The following is a 13323-nucleotide window of genomic DNA, read 5'->3' on the forward strand; positions in this document are numbered from 1 at the left end:
AGGTTTTGGTAGTTTGGCTTAGAGGCCGCTACACATAGCTTTTTGCCTCGCGCAGCACCATTTGGCGCGGTGGCCAGAAAGTAAGTGGTTGACAAATTTTTATAACTTCAGGAACCTCGGAAAACAACAGTTTAAGTGGCGCCGAATTTTGTTGACTGAGAGCGCCGGTTTTCATGCGGATTTGGAGAGCGAAGCGCCGACAAACAGCCAACACCCAAATCGCACCCAACACTTACGCTGGACACAAACGTAAGCTTGCAATACCAGCACCTAATCTGTTAAACTAGCAGTTACACTTATTGGGGTGATAGTTTGGTACGTCTCGTATCTTCTGGTGAAGCGGTTGCTGTCCGGTAACCGAATCACTAGATTGGAATTTCCTTTCTACTGATTCTGATTTGAAACGAAAGGAATTCTTTATGACATTAGAATTACAACCTTATCAATACATGCAACTGAAAGCCATCATCTATAATTTGATCGATAACTACAAATCGGTCAACGATCATCGAACCGTCGATGCTGTTCAATCATTGGCGGTCGAACAGATTCACCAAATCGTGCCGACACCGACACCTGAAATTGAGGATTTGATCAGCTTTGCGTTGGATCACCAAGTGAGACGCGAAGCAACGGATCGGTATTTTGAGACGTTTAAGGCTCATGTGTTGGTTTCGCACAACCAAGTAAGAAGCAGGTTGAGAAGGTATTCCGGAAAGTTAAAAAACTGAAGCAGCCCGATTTTGAGGGCATCGACTTACGTGAACACACTTACGTTGGTTGGAACGACCTCGGAACACGGCGCAAGTACTTGTTGTACTATACAGATGGAAAGCTAGCAGGTCTGAACGGTGACCTTTCTGCCACCGTGATCAAGGGTTTTTGTGCAATCTGCCACCAAGAGGGGAACGTTTCCCTCTTTACTGCCATCAGCAAAACTGGTGGTGACGGCCGTTACACGAAAAAGGGCAACTACATCTGTACGGACAGTGATCAGTGCAACCGTCAGTTGTACCGGCGCGAGGACTTTGATCAGTTTTTACGGGATATTAAATAATAAATGAAGTAACGTCCTGAATTGGCCGATTGGCTGATTCAGGGCGTTTTAAATTGAATTTAAACCTAGTTTATGTGGTTGTTAACCGGTAGAATAGGGATGACAACAAAGTTTGACGGAGAATTGAGGCCGATTATAAGTGAGTTTGGCGGTAATCACATCACCATCGTGCTAGTTTAGGGTTGAGGAGTGATCAATATGATGCACATTCATCAGCAAATTAAGCACCACCGAGAACGACTTGGGTTAACCCAGGACATGTTGGCGGAAAGGCTGTACGTTTCACGCCAAACGATTTCGAATTGGGAAACGGGCCGGAGTTATCCAGATTTGGAGAATTTGCTTCGCTTGAGCATCTTATTTGATACCTCACTAGATGAGTTAGTGAAGGGAGATGTTGATGTTATGAAGCAGGAATTAGATACGGTTCGTTCTAACCGGTTGGCAGTGGTGATGACTGTTTTATTAGGACTGACTGCGATCAGTGCCGGGCCTCGATCATGATTTTAGGTTGGTGGGGAGCGGTGATTCCGATTGCGTTAGCGGCGGGCGCAACTTATGCAGGTATCCGAGTAGAACAGTGGAAAGCACGTCATCAGTTACAAACGTATAGCGAAATTGTGGCCTTTCAGAAACAGCAGACTTTAACGGATGAGAGAAGCGTCAAAATTGGATCAAGGATCGTTTGGTGTTCGTGGCGGCGATGAGTTTATTTCTTTTAGGCGGAATTGGTTTGACGCTATTAGGGTTTTGGTTGGTTAAGTAACGGTAATTGCGAACAATAACCAGAAAAACTGTCATTTTGGCAAGATTGATTGCTAAATGACAGTTTTTGACGTTAATTTCGATATTTTGAATATTTTTGGTACAAAATGTTCAATAAAATTTCAAAATGATACATAAACGTAAAATAATACCGTATTGAGGTTGACCAGTAAAACGTGTTAAGATAATACTTATTCTTAAAAGTATTTAAATTAGGGCGACCTTGAATGGGGAAAATAAATGAACTATGAACAGTATCGGGAATGGCTACTCTTCTTTCAGCGGGTAGCGGTCCTTAGCTTCTTTAGTATTGGCTTCATTCAGTATTATCAACGGGTTTGGTCAGACGTGTTTGAAACCGATGCAGGTGATACGACTAAACTGCGGCGAGTCGGCCGGCGAATTTATCTGGTGCTGCTCTCATTGGGATTGGGCTTAGGCGTTCATTTGATTACGATGGCGTTCATGCATAACAATACGGCATTGATCTATCACAACCTTGCCCTCTACGTGCTAATTGTCCCGTTAATGTTTGGTGGTTTCAACCGGGTAGAAGTCGGGTTTCAAATGGTTGCTATCTTGGGCGTTTGGTGGATGCACCATGCGACTAATTTTTGGCACTTACCAACACTGTTAGCGTTGTTGGGCTTTGCGGTGATTATTGTGCTTGTTCACCGGGAGCGGGCTGGTACGGTCCATCGTAGCCTTTACATGATGGTTGCGTCGATTTTTGTGGCGGGGCTGTTTTGGTTGAGCACGCCTGCGGTTTCAATGGGAATGCCGTTGGATAACCTGATGCGGGTTGAGGGCATGGCATTGTATTCGCTCATGTTATGTATTGTTGTGGGCTACTGGATGCGGCAGTATCGACAGGAACAACGCAATCGCCAATTGGAACGATTGGCATCTTATGAACAGGGCACCAATGTTGGTCAAGCTGACAGCCAGCAGGGAGAATTGACCCAGTTATTTGATCAAGCGCAGCAGCAACACACACCGTTGACCTTCGTAGCGCTCGATATTGACCATTTCCGGCAGTTAAACGACCGGTTTGGTCATCTAGCTGGGAATACAGTTCTAATTGGTCTAACGGCCACTTTAAGCCGTGTGCTGGATAATGCCAATATTGAGCATCGGTTATACTTTACTTCTGGTGAAGAGGTTAACGTGGCCTTTCCAAACCACACGCCGGATCAGGTGATGTCGGTGATTCGAGGTTGTTGGCAGGCAATTCGAAAATCCGAATTTTCGTATGCCAATCATAGTATTGCAGTAACGGCTTCGGTTGGCGTGACGTCACAGCAACCCGAAGACACAAGTATTAACGATATTTACAAACGGGTGGATGATGCGCTCTCTAAGAGTAAACGCAACGGTCGCGATATGATTACCTTAGATAACCAGCTGATTTCTGGAACAAGTAGCATTGAAAAGCGGTTAAACGATTACTGTTACTTCTCACAGGGTGTTTATGATATTGATCGGGCAGAGCAGCCTCGATTTTATCATGAATTACTATTGCGGACCTATGACGAGTTGCAGAAACGCTGGATCTTACCAGATACATTTGAGTTACCTGCGTGGATGCAGATTTCGTTGTTAAAAGACTTTATGGCACAAACTGAGCTACAAAACTTCAATATGAATCTAACTGCCGCTCAGTTTGTGGACTTAGACTTAGCAGAAGCCCTAACTCAGTTTGCGGAAAGTGATGAAGGCCCCGATAATTTAACGATTGAAATTACGGCGTTGACTGATTCTCAGACAATGCGGCGAATCTGTGCGGTCTATCGAGCATCTAAAATTAAAATTTTGATCGACGATGTAGGTAGTGATAATAGTTTTGAAATGGTGCGTAATATCGTGCCTTACATTAATGGCGTTAAATTTGCGATGCAAAATCTTCGCCAAACCACTAGCGATGCTGAACTTCGAGAACGGGTTCAATTCTGGGTTCAAATCGCTAAAGAAAATCAACTGAGCTTTGTGCTTGAAGGTGTTGAAACTGAGGCCGATTTGGCCTTTGCAACGCAACTTGGTGTTCGGTATGTGCAAGGGTATTACTTTGGTAAGCCAAGACCTGCAGGACCGGAACGACAGGCAAGTTAGTTTAAGAATGAGAGTGGGCCAAAACTCGTTTAGGTCCCAGAATATAAGAGAACGGACCCGTGGATTCCTGGTTTTGGAATCTACGGGTCCGTTCTCTTATATGGCCGGGACCTAAACGAGTTTTGGCGCACGACTCAGCGAAGCTTAGAAGCCTATTGGCGTTTAGACTATATAACAGTCTTGAAATTCAATTAAATTTTTTACTAGCTTTGAGTTAAGAAATTAGTTCGATGCTTACCAATATGGACTTTTGTCCCAGCCTTTTTTTGCGTTGTTACGGCAATCCGGTTGATCTCGGCCATCAGACTATTTTGTAATAAAGTTGTATTTAGTGGTCAAAAGCACTATAGTTAAACTAATCAATCGTGTACGAACTATTCCGACGCGATCAATCTAACGAGGTGAGGTGACTTATGGCAACCCAGGCATTAAGTTTGGCGGAACAACTTTGTTTTTCGGTGTACAACGCCAATCGATTATTTAATCAATTTTATCAGCAAGCATTGACGCCATATCAACTCACGTATCCGCAGTACCTAGTCTTGCTGGCATTGTGGGAGCGAGATCAACAAGCCGTTCACGAGTTAGCAGACCAGCTTCATCTGGCGAGCAATACGCTCACGCCGATGTTGAAACGCATGGAACAAGCCGGGTGGGTTACCCGAACACGGCCAGCTGAAGACCAACGGCAGCTGATTATTGGATTGACTGATCAGGCACGCGACCAACAAGCCGAAATCGTGAATGCGATTCTTCACTGCATTCAAGATCAAACGGCGTTGACCGCAGCGGATTATGAACGGATGTTGGCGGATAACCAACGGCTAGTGACCGAATTACGAAAAGTTGTGAAATAGGGAATCACGAAGGGAGTTTTTTAAATGACAGCCATTTATGACTTTCAAGAAACCGAAATGAACGGAACAGCGATTGATTTTAGTCAGTATCAGGGCAAGGTGCTCCTGATTGTAAATACCGCAAGTAAGTGCGGACTGGCGCCACAATTGAAGGGATTGAAGCCCTCTACCAAAAGTACCACGAGCAGGGACTTGAGGTTTTGGGTCTACCCTCTAACCAATTTCATCAGGAACTAGATTCAGATGAAGCGACCAGTGAATACTGTCAGTTACACTACGGCGTAACGTTCCCAATGACTCAGCAGGTTCGCCTCAACGGTGATGATGAAGACCCATTGTTCACATACCTGAAAGAAACCGCGGGGCATGGTCGGATCAAATGGAACTTTACGAAGTTTTTGATTGGCCGAGATGGCCAGTTGATTGACCGGTATGCGCCAATCTTTAAACCAGAAAAGATGGAACCAGCAATCGTTGCAGCGTTAAACGTTAAGCAAGATTAAACAAAATAACGGCATCATGAGCTCGCCAAAAAATTGGTAAACTTATGATGCCGTTTTAGTTATTGCTCAGAGTGGTTTTCCTGTTGATCAGCTTTTAACTGTTTTAAAAGGGCTTCATCCCGGAACTGAACCAGTTTTTGACCAGTTTCACCGGACCAATCGTAGAAGCCTTCGCCAGTCTTCAATCCCAGTTTTCCCTGCTCAACTTTCTCTTGCAGGTGCGGGTCGGGACCTTGTTGATGCGACAAGTCAGCATAAAGGTAATCGCTGATACTCTTGAACACGTCGAGACCACCGAGGTCGGCGCTCGCAACGGGTCCAATTAGGTTCCAGCGACGGCCTAAACTGTATTTGATAATATCATCGACTGCTTCGGGGGTTGCAATGTCAGCACCAATGATGTGAAAGGCTTCCCGAAGAACGGCGAGTTGAATCCGGTTGCCGACGAACCCGAGGGCGGCTTTTTTGAGTGGAACCGGGTGTTTGCCGACGTGTTTCAAAAGGGCAACGGTTTCCGTCACAATCTCCGGTGCGGTATGATCGCCCGGCACAACCTCAACAAGGGGCATCAGTTGTGCTGGATTCATAAAGTGGGCAACGACGAACCGTTCCGGATGAGTTAAGACCGCTTGGATCTTGGTTGGATCTAAACCGGATGTATTTGTGGCTAGAATGGCGTCTGGTTTGACGAATTGCTCAACTTTTTGCCAAACGCTTTGTTTGATGGCCATGTCTTCAATCACCGATTCGATAACGAAATCAGCGTCCGTTAACGCAGTTTTGTAATCGGTCGTAAAGTGGATGTGGTCAAGAATCTTAGTTGGAAAATCATTCAATATTCCGGTATGGTTAAAGGTTTCAAGGTCGTGTTCGATTTGTTGACGACCTGCCTCCAGTGCTTCGGTTGAGACATCCAATAAATTAACGGTATAGCCGGCCATCGCAAATTGAAGCGCCGTTGCATGGCCCATGGTACCAGCACCAATGTTGGCAATCGTTTTAATCGCTGTTGCCTGCATAACAAACATCCCTTTCCTGAAAAAAAGTGAGTTCAATTAAAGCCACCATTCAATCTAACTCGGGAACAAACCGTGTGATCGCTTAAATGGAAGGGCTTTCATTTATAATTGTAACACGTTCGTCGATTTGCAGTTAAGTTAAATCTAGCTGACGCATCATTAAGGTGTCGGCGACGGACAACAGGGTGTTAGCTGCCTTTAGTTTTATATCTTTAATAACCTTTAATCCTTAAACCTAAATCTTTAGTGCCGGCTAAAAGGTTGCTAAATCGGGGTTACAAGCAGTATAAAATGACAATAATTCTGTTGAAGTAACCAAAATTCTAGTGACGTAACGGCAATTCTATTTCGCGTAACAGAATTTCTGTAATCGATAACTAAAATTCTCTTGTTAAATAACGCTAATTCTAGGTTAAATAACCAAAATTCTGCGATATATATCAGTTATTCTGCTTAAGTAACAGAAATTCTGTTGCTAAAAACTGACGCCCTGATTTAGAAAATTCGGCGCATACCGGCTATTAAAATTTTTTTAGCCGTTATTTGGCGCCTGAATGAATGATTTCATCGTCATTAAAGTAACGAAAATTCTACTAAGATAACAAAAATTCTGTTAACGTAACAAGAATTCTATTTAAGTAACGCTAATTCTGAATTTGAGGGCGATTAAGGGTGTTAAACAGCGTTAAATCACTATATTGAACTCGGTTTCACACTGTGTTAAAGTGGGAACAAGTGTTCAAAAACGGTGCTACAGAATTTTTGTTATTTAGAGGATGGGTGCAAGATGACGGAACTAACGACTGAGAGTAGACAGGCGCAGCTATCCCTTGGCGGTCACACGATCGTTAAGGTGGACAACGGGTTAAACTCGTTTGATTACTCGGGCTTTACTAAAATTGAATTAAACGTGTTTATGGCACTGTGTGCACAGTTGGTTGAAAAGGAGTCCGATACGATCACGATTCCGCTCTCTCAGTTACGTGAGTTGACCGGCTATACTGCCACAACCCGTGAGCGGATGGCTAAAGTGGTGATGTCGACGTATTATAAGGTGACCAATGTCAATATCGCTTACGTTGATACCGAAAACGATAAGGAAGGGGCCGGGCACCTTTTTTACAACTTTGAATTGGATCGAAAGAACATGTCACTGGAAGTTTCCGTCAACCCGAAGTTAACGTGGGTGTTAAATGATCTCGAAAATTCCTATACGATGTACCTATTACCCGATTTCGTTGAGATTCATAACAAGTATGCCAAAATCATGTACATGCACCTGATGCAATGGCGAACCTCAACAGCCACCCTCGAATTTACGGTTGATAAACTGCGTCAGGAACTCGGTTTTCCCAAGTCATATCGCGGATCACAAATCAATAACCGAGTGATCAAACCAATTATTGAGGAGTTAACACCGTTGTTATCGGGCTTTACGGTTGAAACGGTGAAACAGGGCCGAACCATTATCGGGTTTCGCTTCAGTTTCCAGCGTTTACCAAAGCTGAAAAATACCACCTTAAAGCAGGAAAAACGAATCGGCGAACTACAACGAATTGCGGATGAAAAGGGCCACGAACGGGTGAAGGCGAAACTAGCCGCCATGCCAGAAATTCCGTTATTTAATATTTCGGAGCAACCTTATGAACGTGAAGATCCGACCGTTGAGCAAACAGCACTGAATTTGACGGATGAGACGCGTTAAAACTAACTCACTAAAAAACAGGCGCCCATTAAACTTTGATTTCAGAGTTTAATGGGCGCCTGTTTGATGGTTGCGGTTATTTTAAGTTAATGACGGTTAATTTTTCCCGTGACATCGATAAGATACTGTTATGCACGCCTTGAGTGCCCATCCCGGAGGCTTTCACGCCTAAGAATGGGAAGTTGTCAGGCCCGCGTTCTGGGCGACCATTGACTTGAATCGTACCGGCTTCGACGCCGCCCGCAATGCGGAGGGCTTTATCAAGGTCTTGGGTGAAGACGCTGGCTTGTAGACCGAATTTAGACTGATTGGCCAACTTGATCGCTTCAGCGACGGATTCGACCCGAATAACGGGGAGAACTGGGCCGAAGGGTTCGATCCAAGCGACCTTCATGTCAGGGGTCACGTGATCCAACAAGGTTGGGTAGATCAAGTTACCTTCGCGTTTGTTACCCGTGACCAGGGTCGCACCTTTGGCTAAAGCATCGTCAATCAAATCTTGAACGAAGTCAGCGGCCTTTTCGGAAATTAAAGGCACAATTTTGCTGTTATCGGCTGGCGAGCCAACGGTGAGCGCTTCAACCTGTTTCTTAAGGCCAGCAACGAGGTCATCGGCAACTCGTTCGGACACGAGAACCCGCTTAACGGCAGTACAACGTTGACCTGAATAAGAGAATGCACCGCCAATAATGTCCGCCGTGGTGACGTCTAGATCAGCGTCTGAGCAAACAATCGCCGGATCCTTGCCACCAAGTTCCAAGACGAGTGGAACCATGATGGATTTAGCAGATAGGTGCTTACCGGTCTGGGTGCTCCCAGTGAAGCTGATCATATTGATATCTGGATGTTCCGTGAGATAATCGCCAATTTGAGAGCCATGGCCGGTCAAGAGGCTAAGAAGACCGGCTGGTAAGCCAGTTGCGGCCAACGCCTGAATCATCTTGATGCCACTGATGGCGCCTTGGGTTGCTGGTTTGAAAATCGCCGCGTTACCAGCCATTAACGCGGGTGCAATTTTAGCTGCCGCCAGATTGACCGGATAGTTAAATGGCGAGATGGCGAGCACGACCCAAGTGGAACGCGTTCGATCACCCCAAGTTTATTCTTAGAGCCGCCAGGGAAGCCATCACCACGAACACTTTCACCATGCATATGAAGGGCTTCTTGAACCGTGTAGCGAATCAGGTCAGCAGTTCGAACAATTTCTTTTTCAGCGTCGGCCGCGTTTTTACCAACTTCGTTCATGACCGTTTCAGCTAGCTCGGCTTTATTAGCGAGTAAGTTATCGGCCCATTGATTCAGGTAAGCGCCACGTTCGCTATTGGAGAGTGCGGCCCAAGCGGGTTGCGCCTGTTTGGCTTGTTTAATGCACACATCAACTTCGGCTTGAGTGACTGCCTGAATTTCACCTAAAGGTTGGTGTTGCCAAGGAGATTCAATCGTAATGGTTTGGTTAGAAGCGCTCGTCTGCCAGTGGCCGGCGAGGTAGGCTTGATAAATTTGGGACATCTCGTCAACTTCTTTCTCTTATGAAAATGTAATGAAAAAATCTGAGTAGCGTACAAGATATGAGTATAATGGTCTAACTTTTATAAAGCAAGAATTATTTAATAAATACTGTTACACAAGCGTTTACTGAATGAAATTTCTGAATTGGTATAGTTTTCTGTAAATTGATTTCCAGATTGATTTACAATTAAGAAAGTTAATGGTTAACTAGTTTATGGTAAAATGATTAGAAAATCGAATAACGGGCGAAAAAAGGCCGTTATTTCTAGGAGGAATCGTAAATGCTTGGCTTTTTTTCGTACAGTTTGACGATGGCGATCACACCCGGGCCGAATAACATTATGGCGATGCAAGAAAGTCGTCAGCGCGGGTTTCGGGGGGCGTTACCGTTTTTGGGTGGGCTACTTGTCAGCTTTTTTATTTTGGATAGTTTTTGTTTTGCGTTTACGCATCTGCTAAGTGCGTTGTCACCAAAGGCGTTGATTGGTCTTCGAGTCATCGGGTCACTATATCTGGCCTATTTAATGGTTGGCCTGTTTCGGTCAGCGAAGACTCCCCCGAAGGACCAACCTGTCAACGTCGGTTTTGGGCCGCAATGCTGTTAAACTTTATGAACGTGAAGGTGATGCTTTACTTTTTGATTGGCTACGTGTCGTTTCTAATGCCGGCGTTTGGGACACAAATGGGCATTATTTTTGGATTCGGGATCCTGATGGCGTTGATGACCTTTGCGGCCAACTTGGTGTGGGCTGCGGCTGGGTCAGTATTTCAAGGTGTCTTTAATCGTTACGCAATCGTTGTGAACGTTGTGTTGGCAGTCCTGTTTCTGTACGCCATTTATCGAATGTGGCAATAAATTTGTAAGCCGCTAATTTGCAGCATTAGCGTTAATATGGTAATGGAAGCGCTAACATTGTTCTTGAATCTCAGTCCATGAAGTGGGTATACTTATTGTTAGTGAGAAATGAGATCAACAGAGGTGGTGCAAACGTGACAACCAACGACGATCAATTAAATAACAATCAAGTGACAGCTGACGTGGCGACGTTTCAAATGTGTTTAACGCAATTTTTAGTCTCTAATTTTTACCAGCAACTGATTGCAGAAGTCCCCACGCACTTTGTGAAAACGGCCATTGCGACGTTTAATCAAACGATGCAGACTCGTTTTGACGTGACGGTTACCCAGTGGCGTTCGAGTGAGGTGGTTCAATTACTTGATGAGCAATGGCAACAGACGACGTCAAGCTCGCAAGATATTGATTTATTCTTAACTACATACAGCGTAACCCGTTGCTTTGTGCTCTTTTTAGCGGATGAACAACTCATTGAAGAAGATTTCGGCACGCTTTCTAACGTACTGTTACAATTTGAGGTGCGGCGCGATATCCAAGAAACCGAACCGATTCGTGAACACCGGTTAACCAATCGCCGGATGGCATCACTGGAAGAACTGTCTCGAGAAATGCAACGGCAAGTGGAAAACTTTGTGGCGAGTCCAGACTGGCAGCAGGTTCCGGCTCAGGTTCACCCAAACGATGCTTACCATTACGTAGCCATTTTGTATCAACAACTGTATATTAACTACCATCAGTTACCACAAGATTGGACGCAAGAAGCCGTGAGAAATGTGTTATTGAATGACTTTGTCTTGCATGTGGGCATTCCAGTAGCAAGTTATCAGCTGATTGGGCCCACGCTGACGGCATTTTTAAACTATTTGGCAACCGTTGATTATTTGTCAATGGCGCAGGCTGAGCAAATCGTTAACGTGATTAACGCCGTGGCGACACAGATGACCCATAAGGCGGCTCGAGTTGCACGGTGGCGCGAACAGTGACTGATTCTGAGTCTTGGTTGACAAATTCAGCCGATTTGTTAGAATGGCATTAAATAAAAATTAGTAAGCGATGAAAAGATGAGTAGTCGAGTTAACCTGTTAAGAGAGCTGGGGGTGCTGAAAACCAGTCAGGCGAATCGATGAAGATGGTCTTCGAGTAAACTTAGCTGAGTTTTAGACGAGGTTAGGTTGGGTAATGCCCATTAACGCATTGAAGTTCAGCAACGTTGGACTTTAAGTTGCCTAGTGTGAGCTAGGTAAAAAGTTAAGGTGGTACCGCGAGAATCGTCGCCCTTGAAAAGTTATTTTTCAAGGGCTTTTTTATTGCCGTTAACGACTATTAGGAGGAAATAAACAATTATGACAACTTATCCATACCGTGCCGATATCGTCGGCAGTTTCTTACGACCAGCAGCTTTGAAACAAGCAAATGCCGATTTTAAAGCGGGTAAAATTGACCGCGAGGCGTTGACTCAAGTCGAAAATCGCGAAATTGATCACTTGGTTGATCAACAGGTGAAGGCGGGATTAAAAGACGTGACCGCTGGTGAATTTCGTCGTAGTTGGTGGCATTTGGACTTCTTGGGTGGCCTAAATGGTGCTGAATTTTTCACTCCTGATCACGGATTCGTGTTCAATGGTCAAGAAACTCGCGCAGGGGCTATTCGAATCAACGGCAAAATTGCGTTTAATCCACAACACCCGTTCTTTGATGACTTTAGCTATTTAAAGCAAATCGTTCCTGCTGGTATTGCAGCCAAGCAGACGATTCCGAGTCCGTCGGTGTTATTTCCAAATGAAGACGCGATGATCTATGATAACTACTACCACGATTTTGATGCCTTTTTGGCGGACGAAATTAAAGCCTATCAAGAAACAGTGCAACACTTTTATGATTTAGGTTGTCGCTACCTGCAAATCGATGACACCTCATGGGGCATGTGGGCTAGTTTTTCGGATGGCACGATCAATCCGGATTTGGTACCACTATGCGAAGCAGCGGTTAAGGCAATCAACGCGATTGCGGACAATAAGCCTGACGACCTTGTATTGACTATGCACGTTTGTCGTGGCAATTATGATTCGAACTGGGCTGGCGCGGGTGCTTACGATCCCGTTGCTGATTACTTAGCACAGTTACACATTGATGGCTACTTCTTGGAATACGATGATGAACGGTCTGGCGGTTTTGAACCATTGAAAAAAATTGCTGAAAATGGTCGGCACCAACGAATCGTGTTAGGGTTAGTGACAACGAAGCGTCCCGAATTAGAGGATGCCGAGTTATTGAAAACCCGGATTGAAAACGCGAGTCAATTTGTTGATAAAAACGAACTTTGTTTATCACCACAATGTGGGTTTGCTTCGACTGAAGAAGGAAATCACCTCACTGAAGCTGATCAATGGGCTAAAATTAAATTAGTGGTCAATACCGCTAATGAAGTTTGGCCTAATTAGGTTTAACCGTTTTCAATTGCGTCCTTATCATCAATTGGTAAGGGCGCTTTTTTGTGCTTACAATAAAGTTTCAGAAAATACTAGACAGTTTTCAGAAAACTGCTATACTTGGTCTCAAATAGATGACGAATGATATCGAAAAGACAACGGGGGAAACCACTTATGACAATGGCAACTGAAATGACTTATACCGATCAATTAAACGCTGCTAAGGCACTCACGACGATGCCAGTAGCCGATGCAGAATTAGCAACCCACTTTGAAGACTTACTCGCGTTGAAGCAACAACTCGACCAACGGGTTAGTCAATTAGACAACCGACTTCATCCAGTGGAAAGCAAGTCATTAGTGAACACCCCTTACTTTGAAAAATTCGGTTTGGGCGAGACCCCGGTTGCCAGTGATGACGACCACACGAACGTCATGATGGGTTTCTTGAGCCGGAACTAATAATTGATTGAATTACACTGACACGTCTTGAAAGAGGCGTGTTTTTTTATGC

13 protein-coding genes, 2 pseudogenes and 1 other annotated feature are annotated in these 13323 nt (G+C 44.7%); of the genes and pseudogenes, 13 read left to right on the forward strand and 2 right to left on the reverse strand.

Annotation, left to right across the window (positions count from 1 at the left end):
* The first annotated feature begins 419 nt into the window (after window positions 1-419).
* From JCM2765_RS19315 to JCM2765_RS14160, 7 genes and pseudogenes are all read left to right on the forward strand, one after another.
* Window positions 420-731 carry a hypothetical protein gene (locus JCM2765_RS19315; protein WP_439646178.1) on the forward strand — a complete coding sequence of 104 codons (312 nt, stop codon included), beginning with the start codon at window positions 420-422 and terminating at the stop codon, window positions 729-731.
* A 20-nt stretch (window positions 732-751) separates the two neighbouring features.
* A complete protein-coding gene (locus JCM2765_RS19320; RefSeq protein ID WP_439646179.1) occupies window positions 752-1057 on the forward strand; it encodes an FBP domain-containing protein in 306 nt (101 codons plus the stop codon).
* A gap of 198 nt (window positions 1058-1255) precedes the next feature.
* On the forward strand, window positions 1256-1561 hold the full coding sequence (locus JCM2765_RS14145; protein WP_054737286.1) for a helix-turn-helix transcriptional regulator: 306 nt from the start codon (window positions 1256-1258) through the stop codon (window positions 1559-1561).
* Entirely contained in the window at window positions 1558-1764 is a 207-nt protein-coding gene (locus tag JCM2765_RS17255; protein ID WP_156301812.1) for a hypothetical protein, read from the forward strand. Before JCM2765_RS14145 ends, JCM2765_RS17255 begins: the two co-directional genes overlap by 4 nt.
* A gap of 298 nt (window positions 1765-2062) precedes the next feature.
* Window positions 2063-3931 (forward strand): EAL domain-containing protein, encoded by a 1869-nt coding sequence (locus tag JCM2765_RS14150; protein WP_054737287.1) that lies wholly within the window; start codon window positions 2063-2065, stop codon window positions 3929-3931.
* Window positions 3932-4344: 413 nt separating this feature from the next.
* Window positions 4345-4788, forward strand: coding sequence for a MarR family winged helix-turn-helix transcriptional regulator (locus JCM2765_RS14155; RefSeq protein ID WP_054737288.1), 444 nt, complete (start codon window positions 4345-4347; stop codon window positions 4786-4788).
* Window positions 4789-4812: 24 nt separating this feature from the next.
* A pseudogene (locus tag JCM2765_RS14160) lies at window positions 4813-5291 on the forward strand (glutathione peroxidase).
* A gap of 59 nt (window positions 5292-5350) precedes the next feature.
* Here the strand turns inward: JCM2765_RS14160 and JCM2765_RS14165 are convergent.
* Window positions 5351-6310: a 3-hydroxyacyl-CoA dehydrogenase family protein gene (locus tag JCM2765_RS14165; protein ID WP_054737289.1), complete on the reverse strand. Its 960-nt coding sequence runs from the start codon at window positions 6308-6310 to the stop codon at window positions 5351-5353.
* 787 nt (window positions 6311-7097) lie between these two features.
* Here JCM2765_RS14165 and JCM2765_RS14170 point away from each other — a divergent pair.
* Window positions 7098-8015, forward strand: coding sequence for a replication initiation protein (locus JCM2765_RS14170; RefSeq protein WP_054737290.1), 918 nt, complete (start codon window positions 7098-7100; stop codon window positions 8013-8015).
* 76 nt (window positions 8016-8091) lie between these two features.
* Here JCM2765_RS14170 and JCM2765_RS14175 read toward each other — a convergent pair.
* Window positions 8092-9524 (reverse strand): annotated as a pseudogene (locus JCM2765_RS14175) (NADP-dependent glyceraldehyde-3-phosphate dehydrogenase).
* A 281-nt stretch (window positions 9525-9805) separates the two neighbouring features.
* On the opposite strand from JCM2765_RS14175, the gene JCM2765_RS14180 reads away from it, so the two are divergent.
* The 5 genes from JCM2765_RS14180 to JCM2765_RS14200 all read left to right on the forward strand — a co-directional run bounded on the left by JCM2765_RS14180 (window position 9806) and on the right by JCM2765_RS14200 (window position 13271).
* Entirely contained in the window at window positions 9806-10129 is a 324-nt protein-coding gene (locus JCM2765_RS14180; RefSeq protein WP_054737291.1) for a LysE family translocator, read from the forward strand.
* Window positions 10120-10380 carry a LysE family translocator gene (locus tag JCM2765_RS14185; protein WP_054737292.1) on the forward strand — a complete coding sequence of 87 codons (261 nt, stop codon included), beginning with the start codon at window positions 10120-10122 and terminating at the stop codon, window positions 10378-10380. Before JCM2765_RS14180 ends, JCM2765_RS14185 begins: the two co-directional genes overlap by 10 nt.
* Window positions 10381-10514: 134 nt before the next feature.
* Window positions 10515-11363 (forward strand): hypothetical protein, encoded by an 849-nt coding sequence (locus JCM2765_RS14190; protein ID WP_054737293.1) that lies wholly within the window; start codon window positions 10515-10517, stop codon window positions 11361-11363.
* Between the two features lie 61 nt (window positions 11364-11424).
* Window positions 11425-11662: a binding site (T-box leader), on the forward strand.
* Between the two features lie 61 nt (window positions 11663-11723).
* Complete coding sequence (locus tag JCM2765_RS14195; protein ID WP_054737294.1) at window positions 11724-12821, forward strand: 5-methyltetrahydropteroyltriglutamate--homocysteine S-methyltransferase; 1098 nt, start codon at window positions 11724-11726, stop codon at window positions 12819-12821.
* 162 nt (window positions 12822-12983) lie between these two features.
* The gene (locus JCM2765_RS14200) at window positions 12984-13271 is read left to right on the forward strand and encodes a hypothetical protein (protein ID WP_054737295.1); all 288 of its coding nucleotides are present in this window, start codon (window positions 12984-12986) and stop codon (window positions 13269-13271) included.
* The last annotated feature ends 52 nt before the right edge of the window (window positions 13272-13323 follow it).

Origin of the sequence: Secundilactobacillus similis DSM 23365 = JCM 2765, assembly GCF_001311075.1 — a bacterium.
Lineage (GTDB): Bacteria > Bacillota > Bacilli > Lactobacillales > Lactobacillaceae > Secundilactobacillus > Secundilactobacillus similis.